Here is a 26,713-nt window from a genome sequence, read left to right on the forward strand (position 1 = left end):
CCTTTGCCGCTCTGACGGCTCCGTTTTCTTGATGGAGCCAAGCCATGGCTGAGGTCGCAAGCAAGCTCGCCCTCCGCGAGATCGCTGCAGGCGGCGAGACCGGCCCGCTCGTCGACCGCATCAACGCGTCGCAAGCCGGCAGCCTGCCCGGCCTGCTGGGCTTTCAATGGCTCGAAGCCGGACGTGGCCACATCCGCGGCCGCTTCGAGATTGCCGCAAAACACTTCTCGCCGCACGGGCTGCTGCACGGCGCAAGCATCGTCGCATTGGCCGATACCGCATGCGGGTTCGGCTGCCTCGCGTCGTTGCCGGACGGCGCCATTGGCTTCGCCACCGGAGAGTTGAAGACCAACTTCATCGGCGCCGCGCGCGAAGGCGGCGTGAGCTGCGAGGCGCGCCTCGTTCACGCCGGGCGCACCACCCAGGTGTGGGACACCGAGATCCGCAGCGAGGCGACGGGCAAGACCATCGCGCTGTTCCGCTGCACGCAGATGCTGCTCTATCCGCCGAGCAAGGCCGGTGGCCATGCGGCACAGGGAGAACGATCATGAGGAATGCCGTCATGCACGCCGGTTATCAACGAGCCAAGCCGTTCTACGGCTGGTACGTCGTCGCAGCAGCCTTCGTCGTGACGCTGATCGGCTTCGGCAGCGCCTACACATTCTCGTCCTTCGTCGAGTCCCTGCAGCGGGAGTTCGGCGCCTCGCGCGGCTCGGTGTCGCTGGTGTTCTCCTTCGCGGGCTTCCTGTATTTCGGCCTGGGAGTGATCTCCGGTCCGCTAGCCGATCGCTGGGGCGCACGCAGGCTCGCCGGCCTCGGAATGGCGCTGGTCGGTCTCGGCATGGTGCTGGCGGGACAGGCGCAGACCATCCTCCAGGTCTATGCCGCCTACAGCATCGGGATCGGCGCCGGCGTCGGCTGCGCCTACGTGCCGACCTTGGGCGCCGTGCAGCGCTGGTTCGTCAGGCGGCGCGGTTTTGCGTCGGGCCTCGCCGTCAGCGGGATCGGGGTCGGCACACTGGTGATGCCGCCGCTCGCGACCTGGCTGATCACGAGCCTCGGCTGGCGCGATGCCTATGTCGTGCTGGGCGTTGTCGCCGCCGTCGCCGGGATCGGTGCATCGCTGCTGATCGCGGACGATCCGCGCCGCCACGGCACCGGACCGGACGGCGATCCGCTCGATACGGTTTCGGGCGCGCCGCTCCGTCAGGGTGTTGCGATCCGCGCTGCGGTACGGAGCGCGCGCTTCACCGGGCTCTATGCCGCCTGCCTGATCAGCGCATTCGGCGTGTTCGTGCCCTTCGTGCACCTCGTGCCGTTTGCGGTCGATCATCAGGTGGCGCCGACGCTGGCCGTGCTGCTGCTCGGAATGATCGGGGTCGGCAGCACGGCCGGCCGGTTCTTCCTCGGCGGCATCGCCGACCGCGTCGGCCGCGATGCATTCCTGGTCGCGATGTATCTCGGCATGGCCGTCTCGCTCGCGATCTGGGCGATCGCCGGCACCTTCTGGTCGCTCACGGCCTTCGCGCTGCTGTTCGGCCTGTTCTATGGCGGCTGGGTCGCGATCCTGCCCGCTGTCGTCACCGACCATTTCGGCGGCCGCAATGTCGGCGGCATCATCGGCATCCTCTACACCAGCGTCGCGGTTGGCACGTTGCTGGGCCCCAGCGCCGCCGGTTTCGCCTACGACGTCAGCCACAGCTACTTCATTCCGGTGGCGATCAGTGCAGCCGCCAACCTCGTCGCCGCCCTCATCGCAATGGCGACCATGCGCACGGCCTCGCCGATCGCCTCGGTTGCGCAGCGGTGACGTCCCATGACGGTCGGTGATCCCCGTGCTACGCTTGGGGATCACCACCCCATCGGTTCGAGACCTCCGTGATCACTCGCCTCGCCATGACCAATGCCTGGACTTATCGGCGAACCGACAGTGACGGCATCGTCGAACTGGCATCGTGGCGCGGCGCCGGCTCGCTTGGCCTCAAGCCGCACTTCCATGACGAGAGCCAGATCGTGCTGGTGCTGTCGGGGTCGCGCGCCTTTCGCATCGGCGGCGCGACCGTCACCGTGCCTGCCGGCCATGCCGCGCTCATTCCGGCGGGGATGCTGCATGCGCCGATGACGATGTCGGACGAGGAAACGGTCTGCCTGAACGCCTATGTCCCTGCCGGCCGCGTCTGCTCATCGGTGCGGATCAACCGTTTCGGGCAGCATTGGCGGAACGTCGACGAGATCTCGCCTGAGCATGTCAGCGAAATCGCCGACGACATGCTGTCGTGCGCGCCGCCCCACGCCGCCGGGTACACCGACAGGACGAAGCTCGGCATCGCGCTGACCGAAAGCGTCGCGCCGATCGGCGCGATTGCCGCCGGCTTCGGGCGAAGCCGCGAAGGGTTCAGCCGCATGGTCAGCCGCGAGCTCGGCATCCCGCCACATACCTTCCGCCTGCTGGCCCGCCTCAATCTTGCCCGGCAATTGCTGCGCGCCGGCGCGCCGATCGCAGCAGTCGCGGCCGATGCGGGCTTTTCCGACCAGAGCCACCTCACCCGACTGTTCCGCCGCACCTTTGGCACGACGCCTGGCGTCTATTGGCGCGGCTGAAGTGACGTCACAGATGTTCCAGACCGATCGGAGCGCCGCCCGCTAGCCTGCTCACCCTCACGAGGGTGAAGAATGGATATCCAGACAAGTCTTCTGCTGCTGGCGGCCGGGGTTGCCGGAGGCATCATCAATGCGCTGGCGGGCGGCGCGACGCTCATCACCTTTCGGCGATGCTCGCGGCGGGCCTGCCGGCCGTCATCGCCAATGCGTCGAATGCGGTGGCGATCTCGCCGGGACATTTGATCGCTGCGCTCGCCGATCGCGGCAAACTGCCGCCGCCGACGCGGCGCACGATCAGCTACGTCGCGGTCGCCACGGTGGGCGGCGCGGTCGGCGCCGGCGTGCTGTTGCTGCTTCCCGAGCGGCTGTTCCTGCTGCCGGTACCGGCCTTGATTGCATTCGCGACGTTGCTGTTCGGCTTCGCGCCGCAGATCCAGGGATGGACCGTCGGGCGCCACAAGGCCGCGGCCCTGCCTTCGACCGGCGCGAGCGGTGCTATCCTGGGATTGTCGTGCATCTATGGAGGCTTCTTCGGCGCCGGTCTCGGCGTCATCCTGACCGCGGTGCTGTCGATCACCGAGCCCAACGACATCCGGGCGATCAAGGCGTTGAAGAACCTGCTCGCGACCTGCGTGTCGCTCGCTGCCACATTGATCTTTATCTTGCAGGGGGCGGTGCGGTGGCCGGAGACCTTGGCGATGCTGCTCGGCGCCATGGTCGGCGGCTTTGCCGGAGGCTTCCTGATCAGGATCCTTCCCGCCCACATCGTCCGGCAGTTCGTCATCGTGGCCGGAGCGCTGATGACGGTGGTCTACGCGGCGCGATACTGGTTCTAGGTGGAGCGAGGGAGCCGAGGCTCCCATCGATATCGGTTGGCTTAGTGCGTCGTCATCCAGGCGCGGGCTTCACGCTGGGCGGCCGCGATCTCGACATCGGACATCTGCTCGGCGACTTCGCGGCGGTGCGCGATCGCGTCAGTACGTCCCTTGAGCGCCGCCAGGTTGAACCATTTGTGCGCCGCGACGAGGTTGACCACGCCGGAGCGGCCGCTCGCCCAATACATGCCGCGTTCGAACAGCACGTCCTGGATCGCCGTTGCGGCAACCGGGACAGCGCTTTCCTGATCGATGACCCCCTGAAACATTCTCAATCCCCTTTTTGTTGTTGGCCGCCCTCCCCCGAGCGCGGCCCCCGTCCACTGTTAAAACTACCCTGTCATTCCCTGGCTGATCTTTGATCATGCCCGGGCTGATCTTTGATCATGCCCCGCGCCGATCTTTGGGATCACCGCGTGCCGTTTGCCGGCTTGTTGGGATGATCATGGCCCATCAAATTTGAAGAGCGGTTTAAGTATCGCGATGAACGGGATGTAAATCGGCGTCGCCAAGGGCGCCTCCAGGAATCGCAGAAGTACCTGTGCCGCAGGCACTTCCTTGCATTCGTGAACGCCGGTTTACCCTGGTGTTTGGGACAACGATAACCATGGCGGACATTGGCCCCGCGCGACGGCAGGCCCCACCGGCCGATCAGTTTCGAAATTGACGGAGGGTGGCGCGACCAATCGACGAGCCGCGGAGCGGCGTGCGGTCGGGTGCACAGACAAAGCAACGCGAGGCCGTCAGGCCCAACGTCGATCCGCAATGGGGATGGGGAAAGTGGCTGCCGGGCGCGGACTGCGCGGGCCGCCGGAACGAGGGGGTCGGCGAACACGTCAGGACCAGATTTCAGCTCGGCATTCTCGCCGGTGAAATTGCGGAACCAAGCGGGCTCCGCACCGAACGAAGAAATCTCTGTTTCTTCTGCCGGACCGGTTTTGGGAAGGTTGCCCTCTCCGAAATTCGATCCAGCCGTTTGACCTGATGTCTCGCCGACACCCTCTTTCGTCAGCCAGAGCCTTGGGGGTGGGATGTGCCTCTCAGCAGTCCGTCCGCTGGCTCTCGCGACGTGCCGGCGTCAAGCCGCCGGCAATCCTCTCGAGGCGAGAGGCTTACTTCTTCTTGGCGACCTTGCGGGTCTTCTTCGCAGTCTTCTTCACTGCGCTCTTCGCCTTCTTCGCCTTCTTCGCCTTCTTTGCCTTCTTAGCCATGTTGCCCTCCAGTATGTGAGATGGCTCTACTTCGCTGCGTGCACTCGGGAATCGATATGCACTACTTCCCGAATACACCAACAGACCGAAAAAAACAGTGTCCCGCTTAAGGAAGTGTTGACGCAGCGGTGGCAACGCGCACCGCGCGCGGCGCCGTTCAAATCGACGATGCATTCACGCGACGATGCAAGAAGTGCAACAGCCGCCGACATCGGCATTTGTCAACGTTGCAGGAAATGCCTTCTGCTGTAGGCTTTTCTTGAATTCGCATTGAAGCGATCGACGCGAGATCGTCGTTGCGCTGAGTCGCGAGCGAAGACGAAAAGGGGCACGTCGCCGACGCCGAGTCGCAATTTTTGGCAACGAAAAAATTTTCGTGGGAAAGACGGCTTTTGCCTCGTTTGAGGTCGGCCGAGGCGGATTCGCGAACGAATCGCAGCTTCGGCGATTCGGCGCCGATGGCGCCGGCGCGCCACGAACGGAGGGTGTGAGGCAGGATCACGCCGCGTTCACGCGCGCGCGACGACACCGAAGTTGACGGCAACGGAGCATGCAAGGGCGCATGATCCGGCTGGATCATGCGCCAAGGACAACATCATTGTCCTGTTGTTCAGATGCCGAGCTTCGACTTCAGGAGGTCGTTGACCGCCTGCGGGTTCGCCTTGCCGCCTGACGACTTCATCACCTGACCGACGAACCAGCCGACCAGTTGCGGCTTCGCCTTCGCTTGCTCGACCTTGTCGGGATTGGCCGCGATGATGTCGTCGACCACCTTCTCGATCGCGCCGAGGTCGGTGACCTGCTTCATGCCGCGCGCCTCGACGAGCGCGCGCGGATCGCCGCCCTCCCGCCAGACGATCTCGAACAAGTCCTTGGCGATCTTGCCGGAAATCGTTCCCTCGCCGATCAGATCGACGATCGCGGCGAGCTGCTCCGCCGACACCGGCGAGGCTGCGATCTCAACGCCTTCCTTGTTGAGACGACCGAACAGTTCGTTGATCACCCAGTTGGCGGCAAGCTTGCCGTCGCGCGCCTTGTCGGCAAGACCTGACAGCACCGTTTCGTAGAACTCCGCGCTCTCGCGCTCGGCGACCAGCACGCTCGCATCATAGGGCGACAGGCCGAAGCCCGTAATAAAACGGGACTTCTTCTCGTCCGGCAGTTCCGGCAGCTGCGCCTTGAGATCGTCGACGAAGGCCTGGCTGAACTCGAGCGGCAACAGATCGGGATCGGGGAAGTACCGGTAGTCGTGCGCCTCTTCCTTGGAGCGCATCGAGCGGGTCTCGCCCTTGTTCGGGTCGAACAGCCGGGTTTCCTGGTCGATCGAGCCGCCGTCCTCGATGATCTCGATCTGACGCCGTGCCTCGTATTCGATCGCCTGGCCGATGAAGTTGACCGAGTTCATGTTCTTGATTTCGCAGCGGGTGCCGAACGCGGTCTCGCCGTAACGGCGCACCGAGACGTTGACGTCGGCGCGCAAATTGCCCTTCTCCATGTCGCCGTCGCAGGTGCCGAGGTAGCGCAGGATCGAGCGCAGCTTGGTGACGTAGGCCTTGGCCTGCTCGGCGTCGCGGATGTCGGGCTTGGAGACGATCTCCATCAGCGCGACGCCGCAACGGTTGAGGTCGACATAGGACATCGTCGGCGACTGATCGTGCAGCAACTTGCCGGCGTCCTGCTCCAGGTGCAGCCGCTCGATCCCGATCGTGACGCTGCGGCCGCCGTCGAGCTCGAGCGACACCTCGCCCTCGCCCACGATCGGCGACTTGTACTGGCTGATCTGGTAGCCCTGCGGCGAGTCCGGATAGAAATAGTTCTTGCGGTCGAACACCGAGCGCAGGTTGATCTTCGCATTCAGCCCGAGACCGGTGCGCACCGCCTGGCGGACGCACTCCTCATTGATCACGGGCAACATGCCCGGCATTGCGGCATCGACCAGCGAGACATGGGAATTGGGCTCGCCGCCGAACGCGGTCGATGCGCCGGAGAACAGCTTCGCGTTCGAGGTGACCTGGGCATGGATCTCCATGCCGATCACGACCTCCCAATCGCCGGTGGCGCTCTTGATCAGTTTGTGCGGGGCGGCAGATGCGGTCATGGATCTCGGTTTCCGGATAAAAGGATATCTGGGATGGATTGGGCTTCGCGCAACCAATCGCGCCAGTCAAGCCGCCTTGCGGTCCCCTTGCAGCCCGCAGCCGTCGCCCGAGGTGGGATCAGAGACCGCGCCGGAACTGCTGGTAGGCCTTGCTCGAGCGCAGCGCGTCGGCGCCGCCCGCGATCAGCTGGTCGACCTGCTCCGGCGGCAGCGACAGCCGCGTCGGGATGGCGTTCAGGATGCCGGCGCGATCCGGTCCGAGCCGGTCGAAGCCGAGCCGCTCGACATAGATCGCGACGTCACCGCATTTCCAACCAGCGCCGATGCCGAGCCGGCTGCGCTCCGCCGCCGACAGCCCGCAGCGCCAGCGCTTCAGCTTGCCGGACCAGTCCTCGGCGAGCGCCGTGAAGGCGGCGTAGCTGGAGCGCACGCTGGCATCGATCGCGGTGTCGGCGGCCGCGGACACCAGTTCGACGCCGCTCGGCCCTTCGAGCGTCTGCACGAAGTCGCCGGAGATGCCGCGGCCGGCGTCGACCACCAGGAACAGAATGCGTTTCAGCTTGGCCGCCTGCCGTTCGTTCAGCGGCTCGTAGGGACGCTGCGCGGCGAGCAAGCCGATGCTCAGCCCCGACAGGCCGTAATTGTCGACGAGGCCGCCATCGAGCAGCTTGACGTAGCGCATCGAGCCGTCGCGGTAATGTGCCTGGGCCTCGGCGTAGGCGCGCAGCAACGGCTGTGCGTTCGGATCGTTGCGCACCCGCTCGAGCCAGGCCGGCAGCGGCGCGGCGCAGCCGCCGGGATAGGTTTGCAGCACGATCGGGGCGAATGCCAGCGGCACCGCGGCGGATGCCGCCACCGCTTCGGCGACACGATACGATCTGATGTCGCTGCACAAGGCATCGAACGACGTCTTGCCGAACACGAACGGCGTGCGGTTGTAGATATCAGACGCGTTGATCCAGACCCGCGGCCGGCGATCGTCGGCCAATGCGTCGAACCGCGCGCCGTCGAACACATTCTGATCGAGCCAGTCGGTGAACTGGCTGTCGTTGACGCCGCCGCCGAGTGCGCGCCCGATATTGCCGAGCGAGATCCGGGTCTTCAGTCCCTCCTCGGCGTTACGCAGCAGGAAGCGCTGGCGGAAATCGTCGAGCGCCGCTCGGCGCTTCAATCCGAAATAGGCGGCGGTGACCGATCCGCCGGAGACGCCGGAGACGAAGTCGACGCGGTCGAGCAGCGTCTTGGTGCCCGCCGCACTCGAACGCGTGTGGTCAAGCTCCTCCAGCACGCCGAACGAAAACGCCGCCGCGCGGGTGCCGCCGCCGGAGAACGACAGTGCGAGCAGCAGATCATCTTCGTAGGCCGGAATGTCGCGGGCGCTGCTGTTGTCGGCGAGCGCCGCGCCGAGCGGGACGTTGCCGGGCAGATTGTAGACGGAGGCGCAGCCGGCAAGGCCCGCCGCCACCACGGCCACCAGCATTGCTGACAGCCATCCCCCTATGCCCGACCCACGCACGAATACTCTCTTTTGCCGCTGGCCCCCGCCCGGTTCCATTAGCCTATCACGGCCAATCTGGGCAGCGGCATGGCGGCCGAAACAGGGTTAATGCTCGCGGTGCCTCCGCACCGGCGTCCTTTAACCGCGCTGCGCAAGCAGCGTGGCAACGATCCGCTCCCACTCGGCCTCGAGCGTGTCCTTTGCGACCGGCCGGCCGGCCTGGCGATACCAGTAGCCGGCATTGCCAAGATCGCCCTCGACGCGATGCAGATGGGCATGCACCCAGGCCGAATTGGCGTCGCTCTCGTCCTGCACGATGCGGTGCGCCTGGTCCCAATCGCCCTTCTTCGCCCACCACAACGCGGCGAGCGGCGGCGACAGCGCCGCATCGGGCGCGGTGTCGGCGAGACTGGCGCGGAAATCCGCCATCGCTCACCACCATCTGGGCGCCGTGAACCGGCCGGCCGCCTGCTCGATCACCTCGCCGAGCGAGAACAGCGTCTCCTCGTCGAACGGACGGCCGATCAGTTGCAGGCCGAGCGGCAGACCTTGCGTGTCCTTGCCGGCGGGCACGGCGATGCCCGGCAGGCCCGCCATGTTCACGGTCACCGTGAAGATGTCGTTGAGATACATCTCGACCGGATCCGCGCCGCCCTTCTCGCCGATGCCGAACGCCGCCGACGGCGTCGCCGGCGTCAGGATCGCGTTGACACCCTTGGCGAAGCAGTCCTCGAAATCCTTCTTGATCAGCGTCCGGACCTTTTGCGCACGCAGATAATAGGCATCGTAGTAACCGGCCGACAGCACATAGGTGCCGATCAGCACGCGGCGGCGCACCTCGTCGCCAAAACCATCGGCGCGGGTGTTCTCGTACATCTCGATGATGTTCTTGCCCGGATCGCGCAATCCGTAGCGCACGCCGTCATAGCGCGCGAGGTTCGACGAGGCCTCGGCCGGCGCCACGATGTAATAGGCCGGCAGCGCGTATTTGGTGTGCGGCAGCGACACCTCGACGAGCTCGGCGCCGGCGGCCTTCAGCCACTGCGCGCCCTCGCTCCAGAGCTTTTCGATCTCGGCCGGCATGCCGTCGAGCCGATACTCCCTGGGGATGCCGATCTTCATGCCCTTCACGGACTTGCCGATCGCCGCCTCGTAATCTGGCACGGCGATGTCGACCGACGTGGTGTCCTTGGGATCGTGCCCCGCCATCGAGCGCATCAGGATCGCGGCATCGCGCGTCGAGCGCGCGATCGGGCCGGCCTGGTCGAGCGAGGATGCAAACGCGACGATGCCCCAGCGCGAGCAGCGGCCATAGGTCGGCTTGATGCCGACGGTTGCGGTGAACGCGGCGGGCTGGCGGATCGAGCCGCCGGTGTCGGTCGCGGTCGCGCCCATACAGAGAGCAGCCGCCACCGCCGAAGCCGAGCCGCCGGACGAGCCGCCCGGCACCAGCGTGGTGTTGGAGCCTTCGCGCAGCCACGGGTTGGTGACCGGGCCGAAGCACGAGGTCTCGTTCGACGAGCCCATCGCGAATTCGTCATTGTTGAGTTTGCCGAGCAGCACTGCACCGTCGCGCCACAGCTGCGAGGTCACCGTCGACTCGTAGGGCGGAATGAAATTGCCGAGGATATTTGAGCACGCAGTGGTCCTGATGTCGCGGGTCGCGAACAGGTCCTTGATGCCGAGCGGGATGCCGGCGAGCGGTCCGCCCTCGCCTTTTGCAATTTTCGCGTCGGCGGCCTTGGCCATCTCGCGGGCGCGGTCGGGCGTTTCGAGCACATAGGCATTGAGCACACGCGCGGCTTCGATTGCGGCGAGATGCGCGTCGGTCAGTTCGCGGGCGGTGAAAGACTTGCTCGCCAGGCCCTCGCGGGCCTCGGCGATCGTCAGCGATGTCAAATCAGTCATTTATTGATCGGGCTGCAGAAGAACGGAGACAGGGTCTTGTCGTTGGCGGGGTCGTCTTGGCGCGCCAGGTTATTTGCTTTGGCATTTTCCTTGGCGCGGGCGGCGTCAAGCGCCTCGAGATGGTCGAGCACGGCGTCCATCGCCGCGTTGGGATCGGCGACCTTCCCCTTGCGCTCCATGGCATCGAGGAAGTCCATATAGGCCTTGTAGGCCTTCTCATCGTCGCACAGCAGACACATTGAACTTTGTCGCTTTTGTTTGAAGCGTTTTCTTCACGCGAACCGGTATCCACTTCGCTCGAAAACGCGATGCTTACGTTACTCGACCACCTTCGGCACCAGGAAGAAGCCGTTCACGGTGTCGGGCGCGTTGCGGACGATGGCGTCGGCGATCTCGCCGTCATTGACCACGTCGGCGCGCTTCTTCATTTCCATCGGCGTCACCGAGGTCATCGGCTCGACGCCGTCGACATTCACTTCCGACAGCTGCTCCACAAAGGCCAGCATCGCGTTCAGTTCGCCCTGGAGATGGGGAACTTCGGCGTCGCTGACCGCGATCCGCGCCAGATGCGCGATGCGGCGGACGGTCGTGGCGTCTACGGACATTATATAGGGCCTCGGGGCTGAAAGGTCAGCCTGCCGTATAGCAGACGCCGGTTTTGCGCCGCAACCGCGCGGATTTGCCCGCCCAACAGGGCTTTGCGCCCCTCTGGCGACCAGGCAAGACACCCTGCCACGCATTCCGGCTGCGAAACACGGCGACGAAACCACTTCGCGGCCGCCGCGAAGTCGTCTCGAAACATTCACGGCGCCTACTCCACCCAAACAAAAAGTTCGGAGCGCGTCATGTCAATGCTCAACGGCAGCCCCCGCCCGGAGGGCTGGGACCCCGCCCTCTGGTCGATCGGCACGGCGCTGGGGGTCGCGATCCTCTACGTGGCATGCCTGGTCTGAATGAGCCCGCGCGTCAGGCCTGAGACAGAGCCGCCATCCGCGCCAGCGCGGCGCCGGCCAGCGCGCGGGTCAACTCGGCCGCCGGCATTTCCTTGCCCATCCGCACCGCCTGTCCGGCCCACAGATTGGTGAAATCGACCTTCCCCTGTTTTTCGGCAGCCGCCTTCAGCGGTCCGAGGGCGGTTGCTGCGTGCGGGAACGCCGGCGCGTCCGGCGAGATCGGCCCGACCTCGCGCATCACACGGTTGGCGACACCGCGCGCCGGACGGCCGGTCATCACATTGGTGATGACGGTGGATTCGTCGCTCGCCTGCGCCAGCGCGATGCGGGCCTGCGCCGTCACCTTGGACTCCGGGCAGCGCAGATAGGCCGAGCCGACCTGCACGCCGGAGGCGCCGAGGGCGAATGCCGCGGCGATCCCGCGCCCGTCGGCGATGCCGCCGGCCGCGACGACCGGCACCCTCACCGCATCCACCACCTGCGGCAGCAGCGAGAACGTCCCGGGCTGCTCGGCGATGTTGTCGGTCAGGAACATGGCGCGATGGCCGCCGGCGTCGGCGCCTTGCGCGATGATGACGTCAGCGCCGTTCTCCTCGAGCCAGATCGCTTCCTTCACCGTCGTCGCCGACGACATCACGGTGGCGCCGGTGGCTTTCACCCGCTGCAACAGATTTGGCTCCGGCAGGCCGAAATGGAAGCTGACGACCTCCGGCTTCAGCTCCTCGACCACGGCGCAGAACGCCGCATCGAACGGCGCGCGGTTTGCTGCATTGATCGGCGCATTCGGATCGAGACCATGCTCGCGATAGTAAGGCGCCAGCCGCCGCCGCCAGTTCGCCTCGCGCGCCGGATCGGCGTCGACCGCCTTGTGGCAGAAGAAGTTGAGGTTGACCGGCGCAGAGACGCGTTGACGGATGATGTTGACCTGCTCGCGCGCCTTCTCGGCCGACAGCATCGCACATGGCAGCGAGCCGAGCCCGCCCCCTTGCGCCACCGCAATCACCAGCTCCGCATCCATCACGCCGGCCATCGGCGCCAGCACGATCGGGAATTCGGTCTTGAAACGATCGATCAATCGACGGTCCGGCCACATGGTGTGTCTCACGCTTGTTCAGGTCAAAGAGGAAAGAGAGTTGCGCCGGCCCTGCAGCGACTGCTCGGCCTCGGCGACGATGCGGCCGACGATCTCGGCCGCCGGAACGATATCATGGATCAGGCCGACGGACTCGCCGGCAAACACCGCGGCGACATCGAAATTGGTCGCGGCCTTCGCGGCGGCATACTCCACCGCGACCTCGTCGGCGCGCTGCATCAGCTCGATCTCGCGCCCGCTCCAGCGCCGCAGATGATCGTTGGCAAGCGAACGCGCGGTGAACGGCGCCGGCCACATCAGCTTGCGCGACCAGTCGAACACCACGCCGCGCACCGTCTCGCCGCTCTTTGCCGCACAGATCAGCTGCTTCGCCTGCTCGGCCGCGTCGGCCTCGACGCTGGCGTAGAAGCGCGTTCCCATCAGCACGCCGGATGCGCCGAGCATCATCATCGCCGCGAGGCCACGCCCGTCCGCGATGCCGCCGGCCGCGACCACAGGCACGCGCCCCGCCGCGAAATCGATGATCGCCGGCACGATGTCGAGCGTTGTGCGCGATGCGCCGTGACCGCCCGCCTCGGTGCCCTGCGCGATCAGGATGTCGGCGCCGCAATCGAGCGCCCGCTGTGCCATCTCCTCGCTCTGCACCTGGCAGATCAGGAGCGCGCCCGCCGCCTTGATCTTCGGCGCGAACGGCAGGGGATCGCCGAATGACAGCATCACCGCGCGCGGCCGCGCATCCAGTGCGATGTCGATCAGCTCGGGCTGCCTGGCCAGGCTCCAGGTGATGAAGCCGATGCCGAACGGCTTAGCAAAACCCTTCAGCCTCGCGGTCTCGGTCTGCAGCCGCGTCTTGTCGCCGTAGCCGCCGCCCAGAATACCGAACCCGCCGGCCGCGCTGACCGCCTTGACCAGCCCGCTGCCGGCGATCGTGTCCATCGGCGCCAGCAAAATCGGATGCTCGATGCCCAGACGTGCCGTCAATTCGGTGCTGATCGGCATGCGCTTGCTCCCTGTTCTGAACTTGCTGTTCTGGACTTACAGCCTAAGCGGGCCTAACATTCTCGGATAATGAATACTAGAGATCGCTACCATCTCTAAATCAGAACGGTGATCCCAGATGGAATTGACCGACCTGCTCACCTTTTCCACGGTCGCCCGGCTGGGCGGCATCACCCGGGCCGCCGACGAGCTGAACACCGTGCAGTCGAACGTCACCCAGCGCATCAAGGCGCTGGAGGCCGAGATCGGGACCGCGCTGTTCGAGCGCCACAGCCGCGGCATGTCGCTGACCGGCGCCGGCCGCCGCCTGTTGCCTTATGCACAGCGCATGGCGGCGCTGTCGCGCGAAGCCGTGCTCGCCGCGCGCGACGATGGCGAGCCGAAGGGTCCGCTGTCGATCGGCTCGATGGAAACCACTGCCGCGGTGCGGCTGCCGACGCTGCTCGCCGAGTTTCATCGCCGCTATCCAGCGGTGCGCCTGACCTTGCGCACCGCGCCGACCGCAGACCTCGTTGCCGCCGTGCTCGACGGCTCGCTCGACGGCGCCTTCGTCGCCGGTCCGATCGAGCATGCCGAACTGTCAGCGACATCAGCCTTCACCGAGGAACTGGTGCTGGTCACCGCGCAGCGCTGGAAATCGCTGGCCGCCTTGCGCGCCGGCACGCCGGAGTCGGGCCCGACCGCGCTGGTGTTCCGCACCGGCTGCACCTACCGGCAGCGTCTCGAACAGGTGTTCACCGAATTCGGCTGGCCGTCGGCGGTCCGCTTCGAGTTCGGCACGCTCGACGGCATGGTCGGCTGCGTCGCCGCCGACATGGGCGTCACCCTGCTGCCGCGCGCCGTCGTCGAGCGCGATCACGTCCAGCGCGACATCAACATCCACAAGCTCAATCCGCAGCATGCGCATGTCGAGACGCTGTTCATCCAGCGCCGCACCGCGCATCAGTACAGCGCGTTGCAGGGGCTGGCCGCGTGCCTAGGTGGCGACGAGCGGGTGATCGCCGCCTGACCGGCGTTTTCGCATGGACACCACGGCAGTGCCGGGCTTTGCCTCGGCGCGCGGGTGCGTGCTAAGCGCTAGTGTGCTGAATGCGAAGTTCGTGCGATTTCGCGGCAGCCACTTTCACGAACTTCGCATTCATAAAGCACACTAGAATCATAAGTTTGCTAGTGTCCTTATCGAATCCGAAGTTCGCTCCGAAGGTGCGGCAAATGATGCGAACTTCGGATTCGGGACACTAGCGCCATGCCCGCCCCCATCCTTCCCCTGATCGAAGCTGCGCCGCACTGGCCCGAGCGCGGCGCGCTTGTCGGCCTCGACCTCGGCACCAAGACCATCGGGGTCGCCGCCTCCGATCCGGACCGGCGGCTGGCGACCGGCGTCGAGACCATCCAGCGCAAGCAGTTCAAGGTCGACGCGCCGCGGCTGCTCGCGATCGCCGCCGAACGCAATGCCGTCGGCTTCGTGCTCGGGCTGCCGATCAACATGGACGGCAGCGAAGGCCCGCGCGCGCAATCGACCCGGGCGTTTGCCCGCAACCTCGCCGGCCTCACTGCGCTTGCGATCGGGCTGTGGGACGAGCGGCTCTCGACCGCGGCGGTCGAGCGCGAACTGATCGGGATGGACGTCAGCCGCGCCCGGCGCGCCGAGGTGATCGACGAGCACGCCGCGATCTTCATCCTGCAGGGCGCACTGGACCGGCTCGCGAAGCTGCGCGGGGAGCGCTGACCATGGCCGTGGTGATCGCGGCGCTGCTGCCGGTGTTCCTCTTGATCGTGCTCGGCTTCGTCCTCAAGCGCACGCTGATGCCGCTCGATACGCAATGGCACGGGCTGGAGCGGCTGACCTATTACGTGCTGTTCCCGGTGCTCCTGGTGCAGACACTGTTGAAGGCCGACCTGACCAAGGTGCCGGTCGCGGGCGTCGGCGGCGCGCTGCTGCTTGCGGCGCTGGTGATGTCGCTGTTCTGCCTCGCGCTGCGCGGCCCGCTGGCACGCTCCGGCGTCGACGGTCCCGCCTTCACCTCGATCTTCCAGGGCGCGACCCGCTGGCAGACCTATGTCGCGCTGTCGGTATCGCGCAATCTGTATGGCAGTACAGGCCTCGCGCTGGCTTCGGTCGCGATGGTCGCAATCATCCCGCTGGTCAATGTGTTCAGCGTCGCCGTGCTGGCGAATTATGCCTCGTCCGCAAAGCGTTCGACCGGCGCCATCGTGATGACTGTCGTGAAGAACCCGCTGATCTGGGCCTGCGTCATCGGGCTCGTCATCAATGTCGTGCACATCCCGCTGCCACAGATCTGGTATGACGTCGCCGACGCGCTCGGCGGATCGTCGCTGGCGATCGGCCTGCTCGTCACCGGGGCCGGGCTGCATCTGGAAGGCATCCTCCGGCCCAGCCTCGCCGCGAGCATCGCGCTGGTGCTGAAACTCGTGCTGATGCCCGTCCTGACCGTCGCGCTCGCGGTGTGGTTCGGCGTTACCGGGCCCGATCTCGCCATCGTCGCGGCCTGCGCCGCGGTGCCGACCTCGCCGTCAGCCTATGTGCTGGCGCGCCAGATGGGCGGCGACGCGCCGCTGCTCGCCCAGATCATCACGCTGCAGACGATCCTGGCCGCGATCACGATGCCGATCGTGATCGCCGCGGTGGGGCTTTAGGCGGTGTGGACTCTAGGGATTCCCTTTTGAGGCCAAATCAGATTCAAGGCTTCTTTTGGGAGGCGGCCTTGGGTGTGATGGATCGTTTGGTGTTGAGCGACGCGGCTTGGGAGCGCATGGCGCCGCTCATCATTGGCCGGCCCGACCAGAAAGGTTCGACCGGACGCGACAACCGGATGTTCGTGGAAGGGGTGCTCTGGATCGTTCGCACGGGCTCTCCCTGGCGTGATCTTCCGGAGGCGTTTGGGGATTGGAACAGCGTGTTCCGGCGCTTCAGTCGATGGAGCACCAAGGGTGTCTGGTTGCGGATCTTCGAGGCGATGTCCGATGATCCGGACTTCGAATATTTGATCGTCGATTCCACCATCGTCCGGGCGCATCAGCACGCCGCCGGGGCAAAAAAAGGGGGTCTGAAGATCAAGCGATCGGGCGCTCGCGCGGCGGCTTGAGCACCAAGATACATATGGCCGTTCGAGGTTTGGGATGTCCCGTGCGGTTCACCCTCACCGCAGGCCAGAAGGGCGATGCCCCGCAAGCCGCCACGTTGATCGAGGGATTGCCCGCCGAGGTCGTCATGGCCGATGCAGCCTATGACGCCGATCATTTGCGCCAGGCCATCGCAGCCAAAGGCGCGATCGCCGTCATCCCCAACAACCCCTCGCGAGCCCTCAAACATCCGCTCGACAAGCATCTCTATGCCCAGCGCCACCTCGTGGAATGCTGCTTCAGCAAGCTCAAGCAGTTCCGTCGCGTCGCAACCCGCTTCGAAAAGACCGCCCGAAATTACCGAGCCATCGTCACGCTCGCTGCAATCGTCCTATGGATGCGATAAGTGTCAACACCACCTAGAGGGCGTACCCAATCGGACTTGACTGGAGCCGAGGCAGCATGGCGCCGCGCCTATCGGTTGCTACCAGACTTCGCGATAGTTCGCGAACTTGCGCAGGGTCTTGTCATAGCGGGCCGGAACTATCCAGGGCAACAGGAGCCTGAAGATCGCGTTCGGAAGCGGAGAGCGAAGCCGCACATAGAGGTCGAGCGGATCGAGGTCATGCCGCATCCGGAATTTCGGTTCGTAGCTGAGACCCGTGCTTCGAAGCCACCTGTAACCGTTGGCGATCGCCCAATTCATCATGTCGCGAATGGTGTAGTAATAAAGATGAAGGTCGAGTGCGACAGCATAGTCGAGGCCGACATACTCCCAGAACAGACTGTCGCCTTCCACCATGCAAAGGCTGAAGGCGATCACCTTCCCGCCACGGCGCCAGATGAAGAAGCGGACCTTGTCCTTCATGTCGCTGCCGAGCCGGCGGAGATAGTCGGCTGTCAGTTTTTCGAAACGGAATTTCGAACGGTCGAAGACCTGCAGGTAGAGCGGATAGATCTCGTCGACGGCATCCCTTGCGTCGTCAGTGACGGTAAGAGCTATGGTTTCACCGTCGGTTGCCTTGAATTTCTTGCGGAGCTGCCAGCGCGCCGACCGCGGCAGCGCATTTTGCATGTAGGCATCGAAGTCGTCGTGCTCGATATTGAGCGCCGTCATCGGCATGCTGGGCGCGCGGGCGAAGCCGCGCCGGACGAAGCAATCCAGCACCGGCCGGTAGCGCGCGGGGAATTCCTTCAGGACGATGAGCTGCGCCCGGCATGATCGTGCGAGAGTGACGATTTCCCCGCAAAGAATCTCGGCGATCTTGCCGGATGGCACCGTGCTTGATCCGGCAAGATGCCCTTCCCCGGCGAAACATCCGACCATCAGGGTTCGCATTTTGAGAAACCCGGGAACGACGCCTCGGATGCGCGCCAGCAGCGGCTGCCATTGCGCTCCAAGTCCTTCGAGAATGTCCTGGTCGAGCAGAAAAAACGGCTGGACGGCATGGAGACAGCCTGCCCGGTCGATGATCGCGAAGTACCGGTACTCGACGCGCTCGCGGAGCGTATCCTCCAGGATTTCGTAGTAGCGGTGATCCTTGCGCAAGTCGGCGAAGCTGGCAGCCCAAGCGGGACAACCGGCGATTTCGTCGCGCGTCACGATCTTTACGCGAAAAGGCGCTGTAGCAGCTGCCGCGTCCGCTACGCTTGTTGTATCAGCCAGACTGACTGCGTCTGACGCCAACGCAATGCTCCGGGTGATGAAAAGTCTTTCAATACAGTATCAATGTACCTGATTTGGACGCGGGCTCCTGTGCCATCCGCGCAACAAGTCATTACTTTCGAAATCGCGTCTCCTTCGAAGCCCCGTCGGCGCCGAGCGGCGCGCCCTCCCGCAATAGACCGGCCCGCCGGTCCCAGCGACGTAACACCACAACTCGCCCTTGCGCTTCAGCAAGAGCGAGGGCCAGCAACGATTGGGCGCGGCTTGTACGGCTTCTCCTGATCGCCGCTATTTCCCGGCCGAACCGGCGAACGCCGTATCGAGCACATCCCCGATCGGCTGCCAGCTACGGCCATCGAACTGAAGCAACCGCAATTGCTCGACCGGTCGGAACTGAGCGGTGTTGATCTTGATGCCGGGGAGCAAGGCGGACGCCTGATAATCCCTGAGCGCCGCGGCCTGCTTCATGACATTCTCGCGCGACAGGTCGTTGCCGCATTGCCTGAGCACCTCGACCATCGTTTCGGCGGCGGCATAGCCGTAGACTGCGGCCGCGTCATCCTTGCCGCCGGCTTTGGTATACTTGTCCAGGAAGCTGTACCAGGCGCCCTGCTCCGCTCTCCAGGCCGGATCGCTCGCATCCTTCAGGAACGCGGCGGTGATGACGCCGGTCGCATTCTCCGTGCCGGCCCGCTTGAGCACCGTCTCGATCGATGACGCCATCTGGTTCACGACGAACACCGGCCGCCAACCGTGGTCGGCCGCCGCGCGGATCACCTTGGCGGCATTTTCCGGTACTCCGGCAAACACAAAGACCTCGGCGCCCGATTGCTTCAGGATCGAGACGTGGCCGTCCAGGTGCTGATCGTCGACATCATAGGCGATGTCGACCCTGATGTTGTGGGCGACGTCGCCCAGCCCCTGCACCAGTCCCTTGAACAATTCGCGCCCGAACTGGTCATTCTCCCAAAGCGCCACGATTTTCTTGCCGGGATAGAACGCCTGGATGTAGTTGGCGTAGATGCGCCCTTCCTCGCGATACGAGGGCTGCCAGCCCATGGTCCACGGATAGGCCGCCGGCTCGCTGAGCTCGTGATCGCCGGAAGCAACGAAAAGCTGGGGGATCTTCCGTTCGTTGAGATACTTCCGCACCGCGAGATTCCCCGGCGTGCCGAACGAACCGAACATCAAGAGCACATTGTCGGTTTCGACCAGAATGCGCGTGAGATCCATGGCGTTGGAGGGATCCGACAGATCGTCATAGGACATGAAGCGGATCTTGCGGCCATTGATGCCGCCGCGTTCGTTGATCATCTCGAAATAGGCGGCTTCCGCCTTGCCGATCTGGCCGAAAATCTCCAGCGCGCCGCTATACGGCATGACATTGCCGATCCGGATTTCGGTGTCGGTAACGCCCTGGTCGCGCACCTGCTGCGTGATGGCGCCGAGAGACGCCAGCGCGACGACGCCGGCCAGGATTGCTCGGATCAAGATAGCCATGAGAAGAGCTCGCACGACGGCAGCCGCCGCTGCCTAGTTTCGGACCGGCCCGCGCTCATTCATTGATCTGGATCATAGCACTCCGACGGGGGCACCGACATCCCCTTGGTCCACACTCCCGCCATTGCGAGCGAAGCGGAGCAATCCATCTTTCCGCGTGCAAAGACGTCGATTGCTCCGTCGCGGAACCTGTCATCGCGCGCGCGTCCGCGCGACCTGTTGGCTGCTAGCAATTGGACAGGGCGTTACGATCCCGCCAGCCACCAGGTCTGGATCGTCGCCGCGAAATTGTTCAGCCCGTGCAGCAGGATGGTCAGCCAGGTCGAGCCGGTGCGGAAACGCAAATAGCCGAACAGGAGGCCGATCGTCAGCACCTGGCAGAGGAAGAACCAGTCGTATTGCAGGTGCATCACGGTCCAGACGATCGACGACAGCAGGATCGCGCCATAGGGTCCGAGCGCGGATTCCGACCAGCCGCGGTAGAGCCAGCCGCGTGCGAACAGTTCCTCCCAGAGCGGCGCGGCCACGGCGAAGGCGATCATCAGGAGCCACAGTGCGCTGTGCTCCTGCGCCGATTTCAGCACGTCGCCCATGAAGCCCGGCGACACCTCGCGGCCGGCGGCGCGGGACACCATGTCCCAGGCCCCGACCAGTACGACGAGCGCGACGACGCCGATGATCACGTTCTTCCACGACGTCCCGCGCAGCCCGAGATAATCGGCGAACGGGATCCGGGTCCTGCGGATCGCGAACCACAGCACCAGCAACACCATCGGCAGGCCGGCGAGGACCGAGAGCGAGATCGTCAGGCCGTCGGCGACCACGTGGGTGATGCCGGCCGTCGACACCTCCCCGCCCTGCGCGACGATGCGCCAGACGATGACCGTGACCTGGCCGACGAACATCGCGGCGAAAATCAAAAGGCCCCACAGTGCGGTGCCCCAGAATTTCCAGACCCGCGGGGGGAGCGGCGGCGGTTCGACAGCCGATGGCGAAGTATCGGGATTGAGTGCGTCCATCAGCAAACCTTCATGGCAGCGCCCGCGCCAGCAGCGCGCGCTGATCGGTATCGGATAAGTCCACCGCGCCGTACATCCCGGCGTGGCGTTCGGCAAGCCGTGTCGCCGCCAACAGCTCGGCGTTTTTCGGCGAGACCTGGTTGAGCGCCGCAGTTGCCGCCAGGAGCGCCAGCTGCTCGACCGCAAGCCGCGCGACGCGCTCGCTGTCCAGCCGGCGGAACGACTGCCCGATCGAGCCAACGGCCTCGGCGGCGCCCGGCAGGCCCTTGGTCTCCTCGGCGAGCGCGCGCAGCACGGCGAGTGCGGCGTCAGCCTCGCGGCCGAGTGCGCGCAGCACGTCGAGGCACATCACGTTGCCGGACCCCTCCCAGATTGCGTTGACCGGCGACTCCCGGTAGTGGCGCGCCAAAATGCCTTCCTCAACATAGCCATTGCCGCCGAGGCACTCCATTGCCTCATAGAGGAAGCCGGGCGCGCTCTTGCAGGTCCAGTATTTGATCGCCGGCGTCAGCAGCCGCATATAGGCGGCCTCGCCCGCATCGGCCGGCGCGCGATCGAAAGCACGGCAGAGCCGCATCACCAGCGCGATCGACGCCTCGACATGCAGCGCCATGTCCGACAGCACCGCCTGCATCAGCGGCTGGTCGGCGAGGTGTTTCTGGAACACGCTGCGATGCCGCGCGTGATGGAGCGCGTGCGCCAGCCCCGAGCGCATCAGCCCGGCGGATGCGATCGCGCAATCCTGCCGCGTCAGCTGCACCATCTGGATGATGGTGCGGATGCCCTTGCCCTCCTCGCCGATCAGCTCGGCATAAGCGCCGTGGAATTCGACCTCCGACGAAGCATTGGAGCGGTTGCCGAGCTTGTCCTTCAGGCGCTGGAAGCGGATTGCGTTGACCGTGCCGTCGGGCGCAAAGCGCGGCATGAAGAAGCAGCTCAGCCCATTCATCGTCTGCGCCAGCACCAGGAAGGCGTCGCACATCGGCGCCGACATGAACCATTTGTGCCCGGTGATGCGCCAGGCCTCGCCGTCGCGCTCGGCGCGCGTCATGTTGGCGCGCACATCCGTGCCGCCCTGCTTTTCGGTCATGCCCATGCCGAGAGTCATGCCGCGCTTGGTCCACCATGGCGCAAAGCTGGGGTCGTAGGCGCGCGTTCCGATCACCGGCATCGTCTTCGCCAGAATATCCGGCTGCGAGGCCAGCGCCGCGACCGAGGCGCGCGTCATCGTGATCGGGCAGAGATGGCCGGTCTCGACCTGGGAAGCGATGTAGAACCTTGCCGCGCGCACCACCTCGGCCGCCCCGCCGGCCGGCTTGCCGTCGGCGCTCCAGGTCGAGTTGTGCACGCCGGCATGCGCGGAGTGCGCCATCAGCTCGTGATAGGCCGGGTGAAACTCGACCTCGTCGCGGCGATTGCCCCTGGCATCGAACAGCCGCAGCTTCGGCGTGTTCTCGTTGGCAACGCGGCCGCGCTCCGCCATGGCAGCGGATCCCCACTGCTTGCCGAAATCGGACAGCTCAGCCGTTGCCGCCTCCCCGCCATTGGCAGCGACCGCCGCGGCGAGCGGCGCGTCCACCGTGAACAGGTCGACATTTTCGAACGGCGGCGACTGGTTGAAGACGTCGTGGGTGGCAAACGGAGCCTGCGTCATGGTCTCCTCGGCAACTGGTCTGCACGCATGCGGCCTGGACAACAGGCCTTCCCCGGCCGGGATCACGGGCCAGCCGCGGCGCAATGGAATCGGAGGATCATAAGCCTGCGAGCCGGCGCGGGGCAGCGAAAAGTACACGTCCGCCAGATGCTTCTATGCTTTAGACGCTTGCGCGCTTGGGCGCGTGGCGGCCGAGCCAGCGGTCGACCCAGTCATTGACGCGGGTCCGGTTCGCCTCCTTCCTGGAAGCCTGGACCGGAAAAATGTCGCCGCTGCTCAATTGCCGGTTATCGGGATAGGCCGCCAACTGCAGGTTGGACTCATGCGCGGCGCCGTCCACCGGCGAGATGTAGGCAAACCGAATCTCGATCTTGTGCTTGATGTCGGCGCCCTGCCATTTCGGATGATGGCGCGCCAGAAGGTCGGTAAGCTCGCACGGCAACAGATCGGAGGTCGAGCTTCGCGACCCCTCGGTCTTCTCCATGTAGCATTGTTCCTTGACGCTGCTGACGCGCGCGTCGATCGGCCGGAAGTTCAACCGCTTGTCGAGCTCGCTATAGACATAGAAGCTCGCGACGGCGACAGCGATCATAGCGTAGAGGCCAAGGCGCATGGTTGTGCTTCCGTCCTGTCGAACCGCGTCGGTCAGATCGAACGCGTCTTGTCCGCCTTGGTCTTGGAGGCGAGCACAGGAAACACATCCCCGGCGCGCAGCGGCTTGCCATTGGGCAAATAGGACATCTGCAGGCTCGACTGGTGCGTGGCCCCGTCGACCGGCGAGACATAGACGACCTTCACCTCGATCTTGTGCTTCACGTCATAACCCTGCCACTTCGGATGCTCCTTGCGCAGCAGCTCGGCAATCTCGCAACGGGTCAGGTCGGAGGTCGACGTCGTCTTGGTGATGACGCCGCGCTCGACCTTTTCCAGATAGCATTGCTCGCTGACGCCGCTGATGCGGGCATCGACGCGCTGATAGTTCGCGCTCTTGTCGTGTCGATCGTAGATCAAGACGCCGGCGACGCCGACGACAACAATTGCAATGGCTGCGAAACGCATGCTGCATGCTCCCGTGTTGCCCGCACTTCATACGGCCACAATTAAGGAGTGTTGAAAGTGCGCTCGGCTACTTTTGCGATGGCAAGCGTCGTCTTGCGAAAATGCTTCGGATTTGAGGAAAATCCTGCGCAGGAGCTTCGGTTCTGATTGAATCAGAATCGAAGCTCTAGTCTCTTGTTCTGACGCGTTTTCTTCACGCGAACCGGCGTCCACTTCGCTCGAAAACGCTCTAGCGCGCCCGGACGATCGGGAAGTCGTAGGCCGGCCCGCCTGCCCCCGGCAGCGAAAAGTGCCACCATTCCTTGGCATAGTTCGCGAACCCCTGACGGGCCATCGCCGCGACCAGCTTGGTGCGCCAGCGTCTCTGCGCCGGCGTGATCGAGCCGGCCGCGGTGTGGGCCTTCACGTCGGAACAATCGTAGCCGGTGCCCATGTCGACGCTGCCCTCCGGGGCACGCGCGGCGGCCGGCGCGGTGCAGTCGGCATAGTCCCTGGCCGGATCGAACTTGCGCGAATTGTCGGCGCCAAGATCGACCAGCGTGAGATCGACCGCGGCCCCTGTCGAATGCCCCGAATGGGTGGCGATGTAGCCGAGGCGGAACAGGTCGGCCTTCGAGAAGGCCGGGTTGTAGCGCCGCTCGGCGGCGCTCTCGGTGCCGTTTTTCGACCACGCCACCATGTCGGCCACGGCACGGGCCGGCCGGTAGCAATCGAACATCTTCAGCGACAGTCTTTGCCGGGCCAGTTCCTGCTGCACGGCCTTGAGCCTGAGTCCGACCTCCCGCTTCACCACGCATTCCGCCGCGCCATAGCCCGCGAGCGGCCGGCCCATGAAATTGTTCGCGGCGGCGTAGCGGATGTCCTGAATGATGGTCGGATCGATGTTGCGGAGGAACGCGAAGTCGCCGGGCAGGTTCTGAGCGAAGGCAGGCGAGATCGCCCCCGGGATCAACGCGATGGTCATCCATGCGATCACGACAATTTTCACGAGGTCTCGCTCCGGCGTCACGGCCGGGTATAGCCCGTCAGGAGGACGGCGTCGCTGCCGCTCCGCCTATGCCCGGCCATCCACGTCTTGTTCCGGAAAACCCCGCAAAAGCAAGGCGCGGATGTCCCGCGGCGAGCCCCGGCAGGACCGCCGAGAAGGCAACGACATCTTACTCGGGGAAAACTCCCGCGAGCCCTCTTCGCGCTTGCCCCACCGGCCATCCGCGCCTATAGCTCTCGCTTTAATGACCCCATCGTTGAAATCGACTTTTGTCCTCGGTCACCGGCATCTGCTGGGCATCGAGGGCCTTTCCGCTGACGACATCACGGGCCTGCTCGACCTCTCCGAGGAGTATGTCGAGCTCAACCGCCAGGTCGACAAGAAGCGCGCCAGCCTGCGCGGCCGTACCCAGGTCAATCTGTTCTTCGAGGCCTCGACCCGGACCCAGTCCTCGTTCGAGATCGCCGGAAAACGCCTGGGCGCCGACGTCATGAACATGTCGGTGTCGTCGATGTCGACCCGCAAGGGCGAGACGTTGATGGACACCGCGGTGACGCTGAACGCGATGCACCCGGACATCCTGGTGGTACGCCACCACGCCTCCGGCGCGGTCGAGCTCCTGGCACGCAAGGTTGACGGTTCCGTGATCAATGCCGGCGACGGCAGCCACGAGCACCCGACCCAGGCGCTGCTCGACGCCCTGACGATCCGCCGCAACAAGGGCCGGCTCGAGGGGCTGACGATCGCGATCTGCGGCGACGTGCTGCATTCGCGGGTGGCGCGCTCCAACATCTTCCTGCTCAACACCATGGGCGCCCGCGTCCGCGTGGTGGCCCCCTCCACCCTGCTGCCGCCCGGCATCGAGCGGATGGGCGTCGAGGTCGCGCGCGACATGCGCGAGGGGCTGAACGGCGCCGACATCGTGATGATGCTGCGGCTGCAGCGCGAGCGCATGAACGGCTCCTTCGTGCCCTCCTCGGGCGAGTATTTCCACTATTTCGGCCTCGACCAGAAGAAGCTCGGCTATGCCAAGCCGGACGCGCTGGTGATGCATCCGGGCCCGATGAACCGCGGTGTCGAGATCGACACCTTCGTCGCCGACGGCGCGCAGTCGCTGATCCGTGAACAAGTCGAAATGGGTGTGGCAGTGCGCATGGCGGTGCTGGAAGCGCTCGCCCGCAACCTGCCGAACGCGTGAGACCGATGCTGACCGATCGCCGCCCCATCCTGCTCGCCAACGCCCGCGTCATCGATCCGTCGCGCGATTTCGACGGTCCGGGCGATGTTCTGATCGCCGACGGCGTGATCCGTGACGCCAAGCGCGGCATCGGCGCCGCCGGCGTCCCCGAAGGCACCGACATCGTCAATTGCGCCGGCAAGATCGTGGCCCCCGGCCTGATCGACATGCGCGCCTTTGTCGGCGAGCCCGGCGCCAGCCATCGCGAGACTTTCGCCTCCGCCAGCCAAGCCGCCGCGGCCGGCGGCATCACCACCATCATCTGCCAGCCCGACACCTCGCCGGTGATCGACAATTCCGCGACCGTCGACTTCGTGCTGCGCCGCGCCCGCGACACCGCGATCGTCAACATCCATCCGATGGCGGCGCTGACCAAGGGCATGCAGGGCCAGGAGATGACCGAGATCGGCCTGCTCAAGGCCGCCGGCGCCGTCGCCTTCACCGACGGCGACCGCAGCGTCACCAACGCCCAGGTGATGCGGCGCGCGCTGACCTATGCGCGCGATTTCGACGCGCTGATCGTGCATCACACCGAGGACCCGCATCTGGTGGGCGAAGGCGTGATGAACGAGGGCGAATTCGCCACAAGGCTCGGCCTTGCCGGCATTCCCACCGCGGCCGAGTCGATCATGCTCGAGCGCGACATGCGGCTCGCAGGCTTGACCGGCGGGCGCTATCACGCAGCCTCGCTGACCTCGATCGAGTCGCTGGAGATCCTCAAGCGCGCCCGCGACGCCGGCCACAATGTCTCGGCCTCGGTCTCGATCAACCACGTGACGCTGAACGAGAACGACATCGGCCCCTACCGCACCTTCCTCAAGCTGGCGCCGCCGCTGCGCACCGAGGAAGACCGCAAGGCGCTGGTCGCAGCGCTGGCCTCCGGGCTGATCGACGTCGTGATGAGCGACCACAATCCGCAGGACGTCGAGGTCAAGCGGCTGCCGTTCGCGGAAGCGGCGAGCGGCGCAGTCGGCCTGCAGACCATGCTGCCGGCGGCGCTGCGGCTGATCCACAATGGCGAGATGGACTTCAAGACGCTGATCCGGGCGATGTCGACGCGGCCGGCGGAGCTGCTCGGCCTGGCCGGTGGCACGCTGCGCGCAGGTGCACCGGCCGACGTCATCGTGATCGACGCCGACACGCCCTGGGTGCTCGACCGCGACGATCTCAAATCACTGTGCAAAAATACGCCGTTCGACGACGCCCGCTTCTCGGGCCGCGTGACGCGGACGATCGTCGGCGGGCGGACCGTGTACGAGCACGTCTGAAA

The 26,713-nt window shown here is 65.3% G+C and carries 26 protein-coding genes and 1 pseudogene; 10 read left to right on the top strand and 17 right to left on the bottom strand.

All coding sequences use genetic code 11. The annotated features are described in order from the left end of the window. Positions 1-44: 44 nt before the first annotated feature. From ACVWY5_RS19290 to ACVWY5_RS19305, 4 genes are all read left to right on the top strand, one after another. On the top strand, positions 45-551 hold the full coding sequence (locus ACVWY5_RS19290; RefSeq protein ID WP_028333827.1) for a PaaI family thioesterase: 507 nt from the start codon (positions 45-47) through the stop codon (positions 549-551). After that, positions 548-1,810: an MFS transporter gene (locus tag ACVWY5_RS19295; protein WP_080667059.1), complete on the top strand. Its 1,263-nt coding sequence runs from the start codon at positions 548-550 to the stop codon at positions 1,808-1,810. The genes ACVWY5_RS19290 and ACVWY5_RS19295 overlap by 4 nt, the downstream gene beginning before the upstream one ends. A 68-nt stretch (positions 1,811-1,878) precedes the next feature. Next, complete coding sequence (locus ACVWY5_RS19300; protein ID WP_028333825.1) at positions 1,879-2,601, top strand: AraC family transcriptional regulator; 723 nt, start codon at positions 1,879-1,881, stop codon at positions 2,599-2,601. Between the two features lie 170 nt (positions 2,602-2,771). Continuing rightward, entirely contained in the window at positions 2,772-3,437 is a 666-nt protein-coding gene (locus ACVWY5_RS19305; protein WP_321176752.1) for a sulfite exporter TauE/SafE family protein, read from the top strand. A 41-nt stretch (positions 3,438-3,478) separates the two neighbouring features. On the opposite strand, the gene ACVWY5_RS19310 is transcribed toward ACVWY5_RS19305, so the two are convergent. The 10 genes from ACVWY5_RS19310 to ACVWY5_RS19355 all read right to left on the bottom strand — a co-directional run bounded on the left by ACVWY5_RS19310 (position 3,479) and on the right by ACVWY5_RS19355 (position 13,236). Beyond that, positions 3,479-3,745 carry a hypothetical protein gene (locus tag ACVWY5_RS19310; RefSeq protein ID WP_021078341.1) on the bottom strand — a complete coding sequence of 89 codons (267 nt, stop codon included), beginning with the start codon at positions 3,743-3,745 and terminating at the stop codon, positions 3,479-3,481. 1,099 nt (positions 3,746-4,844) lie between these two features. After that, entirely contained in the window at positions 4,845-5,267 is a 423-nt protein-coding gene (locus ACVWY5_RS19315; protein WP_028333824.1) for a hypothetical protein, read from the bottom strand. A gap of 30 nt (positions 5,268-5,297) precedes the next feature. Continuing rightward, positions 5,298-6,785: an Asp-tRNA(Asn)/Glu-tRNA(Gln) amidotransferase subunit GatB gene (gatB, locus tag ACVWY5_RS19320; RefSeq protein ID WP_028333823.1), complete on the bottom strand. Its 1,488-nt coding sequence runs from the start codon at positions 6,783-6,785 to the stop codon at positions 5,298-5,300. A gap of 118 nt (positions 6,786-6,903) precedes the next feature. Then, the gene (locus ACVWY5_RS19325) at positions 6,904-8,265 is read right to left on the bottom strand and encodes a patatin-like phospholipase family protein (RefSeq protein ID WP_028333822.1); all 1,362 of its coding nucleotides are present in this window, start codon (positions 8,263-8,265) and stop codon (positions 6,904-6,906) included. Positions 8,266-8,421: 156 nt separating this feature from the next. After that, positions 8,422-8,712 carry a hypothetical protein gene (locus tag ACVWY5_RS19330; protein WP_028333821.1) on the bottom strand — a complete coding sequence of 97 codons (291 nt, stop codon included), beginning with the start codon at positions 8,710-8,712 and terminating at the stop codon, positions 8,422-8,424. 3 nt (positions 8,713-8,715) lie between these two features. Then, a complete protein-coding gene (gatA, locus tag ACVWY5_RS19335) occupies positions 8,716-10,191 on the bottom strand; it encodes an Asp-tRNA(Asn)/Glu-tRNA(Gln) amidotransferase subunit GatA (RefSeq protein ID WP_028333820.1) in 1,476 nt (491 codons plus the stop codon). Then, on the bottom strand, positions 10,188-10,430 hold the full coding sequence (locus tag ACVWY5_RS19340; protein WP_028333819.1) for a hypothetical protein: 243 nt from the start codon (positions 10,428-10,430) through the stop codon (positions 10,188-10,190). The genes gatA and ACVWY5_RS19340 overlap by 4 nt, the downstream gene beginning before the upstream one ends. 78 nt (positions 10,431-10,508) lie before the next feature. Then, positions 10,509-10,796: an Asp-tRNA(Asn)/Glu-tRNA(Gln) amidotransferase subunit GatC gene (gene gatC, locus ACVWY5_RS19345; protein ID WP_028333818.1), complete on the bottom strand. Its 288-nt coding sequence runs from the start codon at positions 10,794-10,796 to the stop codon at positions 10,509-10,511. A 361-nt stretch (positions 10,797-11,157) separates the two neighbouring features. Continuing rightward, a complete protein-coding gene (locus tag ACVWY5_RS19350) occupies positions 11,158-12,237 on the bottom strand; it encodes an NAD(P)H-dependent flavin oxidoreductase (protein ID WP_028333817.1) in 1,080 nt (359 codons plus the stop codon). A gap of 18 nt (positions 12,238-12,255) precedes the next feature. Further along, entirely contained in the window at positions 12,256-13,236 is a 981-nt protein-coding gene (locus ACVWY5_RS19355; protein WP_028333816.1) for a nitronate monooxygenase, read from the bottom strand. Between the two features lie 118 nt (positions 13,237-13,354). On the opposite strand from ACVWY5_RS19355, the gene ACVWY5_RS19360 reads away from it, so the two are divergent. From ACVWY5_RS19360 to ACVWY5_RS19375, 4 genes and pseudogenes are all read left to right on the top strand, one after another. Continuing rightward, a complete protein-coding gene (locus ACVWY5_RS19360; RefSeq protein ID WP_028333815.1) occupies positions 13,355-14,245 on the top strand; it encodes a LysR family transcriptional regulator in 891 nt (296 codons plus the stop codon). 237 nt (positions 14,246-14,482) lie between these two features. Beyond that, on the top strand, positions 14,483-14,965 hold the full coding sequence (ruvX, locus tag ACVWY5_RS19365; RefSeq protein WP_028333814.1) for a Holliday junction resolvase RuvX: 483 nt from the start codon (positions 14,483-14,485) through the stop codon (positions 14,963-14,965). 2 nt (positions 14,966-14,967) lie between these two features. Continuing rightward, entirely contained in the window at positions 14,968-15,894 is a 927-nt protein-coding gene (locus tag ACVWY5_RS19370) for an AEC family transporter (RefSeq protein WP_028333813.1), read from the top strand. 116 nt (positions 15,895-16,010) lie between these two features. After that, positions 16,011-16,726, top strand: a pseudogene (locus ACVWY5_RS19375) (IS5 family transposase). Positions 16,727-16,804: 78 nt separating this feature from the next. Here ACVWY5_RS19375 and ACVWY5_RS19380 read toward each other — a convergent pair. From ACVWY5_RS19380 to ACVWY5_RS19410, 7 genes are all read right to left on the bottom strand, one after another. Further along, entirely contained in the window at positions 16,805-17,923 is a 1,119-nt protein-coding gene (locus ACVWY5_RS19380) for a GNAT family N-acetyltransferase (protein WP_283087586.1), read from the bottom strand. Between the two features lie 351 nt (positions 17,924-18,274). Continuing rightward, the gene (locus ACVWY5_RS19385) at positions 18,275-19,486 is read right to left on the bottom strand and encodes an ABC transporter substrate-binding protein (protein ID WP_028336366.1); all 1,212 of its coding nucleotides are present in this window, start codon (positions 19,484-19,486) and stop codon (positions 18,275-18,277) included. A 245-nt stretch (positions 19,487-19,731) separates the two neighbouring features. After that, positions 19,732-20,505, bottom strand: a complete 774-nt coding sequence (locus ACVWY5_RS19390) for a CPBP family intramembrane glutamic endopeptidase (protein ID WP_028336367.1) — start codon at positions 20,503-20,505, stop codon at positions 19,732-19,734. Positions 20,506-20,515: 10 nt separating this feature from the next. After that, positions 20,516-22,159 carry an isovaleryl-CoA dehydrogenase gene (locus ACVWY5_RS19395; RefSeq protein ID WP_028336368.1) on the bottom strand — a complete coding sequence of 548 codons (1,644 nt, stop codon included), beginning with the start codon at positions 22,157-22,159 and terminating at the stop codon, positions 20,516-20,518. Positions 22,160-22,319: 160 nt separating this feature from the next. After that, the gene (locus tag ACVWY5_RS19400) at positions 22,320-22,772 is read right to left on the bottom strand and encodes a hypothetical protein (RefSeq protein WP_028336369.1); all 453 of its coding nucleotides are present in this window, start codon (positions 22,770-22,772) and stop codon (positions 22,320-22,322) included. A gap of 32 nt (positions 22,773-22,804) precedes the next feature. Continuing rightward, entirely contained in the window at positions 22,805-23,218 is a 414-nt protein-coding gene (locus ACVWY5_RS19405) for a hypothetical protein (RefSeq protein ID WP_028336370.1), read from the bottom strand. A 229-nt stretch (positions 23,219-23,447) separates the two neighbouring features. Beyond that, positions 23,448-24,182 (bottom strand): M15 family metallopeptidase, encoded by a 735-nt coding sequence (locus ACVWY5_RS19410; protein WP_028336371.1) that lies wholly within the window; start codon positions 24,180-24,182, stop codon positions 23,448-23,450. Between the two features lie 268 nt (positions 24,183-24,450). Here ACVWY5_RS19410 and ACVWY5_RS19415 point away from each other — a divergent pair, with 268 nt between their 5' ends. Next, positions 24,451-25,404, top strand: a complete 954-nt coding sequence (locus ACVWY5_RS19415) for an aspartate carbamoyltransferase catalytic subunit (protein ID WP_026192854.1) — start codon at positions 24,451-24,453, stop codon at positions 25,402-25,404. A 5-nt stretch (positions 25,405-25,409) separates the two neighbouring features. Next, positions 25,410-26,711, top strand: a complete 1,302-nt coding sequence (locus tag ACVWY5_RS19420) for a dihydroorotase (protein ID WP_028336372.1) — start codon at positions 25,410-25,412, stop codon at positions 26,709-26,711. Positions 26,712-26,713: the final 2 nt, after the last annotated feature.

Source organism: Bradyrhizobium sp. USDA 3256, from assembly GCF_054058275.1.

Bases quoted from the DNA above. Each gene is read 5' to 3' on its own strand.
- ACVWY5_RS19290 (WP_028333827.1), top strand. From the start codon at position 45: ATGGCTGAGGTCGCAAGCAAGCTCGCCCTCCGCGAGATCGCTGCAGGC.
- ACVWY5_RS19295 (WP_080667059.1), top strand. From the start codon at position 548: ATGAGGAATGCCGTCATGCACGCCGGTTATCAACGAGCCAAGCCGTTC.
- ACVWY5_RS19305 (WP_321176752.1), top strand. From the start codon at position 2,772: ATGCTCGCGGCGGGCCTGCCGGCCGTCATCGCCAATGCGTCGAATGCG.
- ACVWY5_RS19310 (WP_021078341.1), bottom strand. From the start codon at position 3,745: ATGTTTCAGGGGGTCATCGATCAGGAAAGCGCTGTCCCGGTTGCCGCA.
- ACVWY5_RS19315 (WP_028333824.1), bottom strand. From the start codon at position 5,267: ATGATCCAGCCGGATCATGCGCCCTTGCATGCTCCGTTGCCGTCAACT.
- gatB (WP_028333823.1), bottom strand. From the start codon at position 6,785: ATGACCGCATCTGCCGCCCCGCACAAACTGATCAAGAGCGCCACCGGC.
- ACVWY5_RS19325 (WP_028333822.1), bottom strand. From the start codon at position 8,265: ATGCTGGTGGCCGTGGTGGCGGCGGGCCTTGCCGGCTGCGCCTCCGTC.
- ACVWY5_RS19330 (WP_028333821.1), bottom strand. From the start codon at position 8,712: ATGGCGGATTTCCGCGCCAGTCTCGCCGACACCGCGCCCGATGCGGCG.
- gatA (WP_028333820.1), bottom strand. From the start codon at position 10,191: ATGACTGATTTGACATCGCTGACGATCGCCGAGGCCCGCGAGGGCCTG.
- ACVWY5_RS19340 (WP_028333819.1), bottom strand. From the start codon at position 10,430: ATGTGTCTGCTGTGCGACGATGAGAAGGCCTACAAGGCCTATATGGAC.
- gatC (WP_028333818.1), bottom strand. From the start codon at position 10,796: ATGTCCGTAGACGCCACGACCGTCCGCCGCATCGCGCATCTGGCGCGG.
- ACVWY5_RS19350 (WP_028333817.1), bottom strand. From the start codon at position 12,237: ATGTGGCCGGACCGTCGATTGATCGATCGTTTCAAGACCGAATTCCCG.
- ACVWY5_RS19355 (WP_028333816.1), bottom strand. From the start codon at position 13,236: ATGCCGATCAGCACCGAATTGACGGCACGTCTGGGCATCGAGCATCCG.
- ACVWY5_RS19360 (WP_028333815.1), top strand. From the start codon at position 13,355: ATGGAATTGACCGACCTGCTCACCTTTTCCACGGTCGCCCGGCTGGGC.
- ruvX (WP_028333814.1), top strand. From the start codon at position 14,483: ATGCCCGCCCCCATCCTTCCCCTGATCGAAGCTGCGCCGCACTGGCCC.
- ACVWY5_RS19370 (WP_028333813.1), top strand. From the start codon at position 14,968: ATGGCCGTGGTGATCGCGGCGCTGCTGCCGGTGTTCCTCTTGATCGTG.
- ACVWY5_RS19385 (WP_028336366.1), bottom strand. From the start codon at position 19,486: ATGGCTATCTTGATCCGAGCAATCCTGGCCGGCGTCGTCGCGCTGGCG.
- ACVWY5_RS19390 (WP_028336367.1), bottom strand. From the start codon at position 20,505: ATGGACGCACTCAATCCCGATACTTCGCCATCGGCTGTCGAACCGCCG.
- ACVWY5_RS19395 (WP_028336368.1), bottom strand. From the start codon at position 22,159: ATGACGCAGGCTCCGTTTGCCACCCACGACGTCTTCAACCAGTCGCCG.
- ACVWY5_RS19400 (WP_028336369.1), bottom strand. From the start codon at position 22,772: ATGCGCCTTGGCCTCTACGCTATGATCGCTGTCGCCGTCGCGAGCTTC.
- ACVWY5_RS19405 (WP_028336370.1), bottom strand. From the start codon at position 23,218: ATGCGTTTCGCAGCCATTGCAATTGTTGTCGTCGGCGTCGCCGGCGTC.
- ACVWY5_RS19410 (WP_028336371.1), bottom strand. From the start codon at position 24,182: ATGACCATCGCGTTGATCCCGGGGGCGATCTCGCCTGCCTTCGCTCAG.
- ACVWY5_RS19415 (WP_026192854.1), top strand. From the start codon at position 24,451: ATGACCCCATCGTTGAAATCGACTTTTGTCCTCGGTCACCGGCATCTG.
- ACVWY5_RS19420 (WP_028336372.1), top strand. From the start codon at position 25,410: ATGCTGACCGATCGCCGCCCCATCCTGCTCGCCAACGCCCGCGTCATC.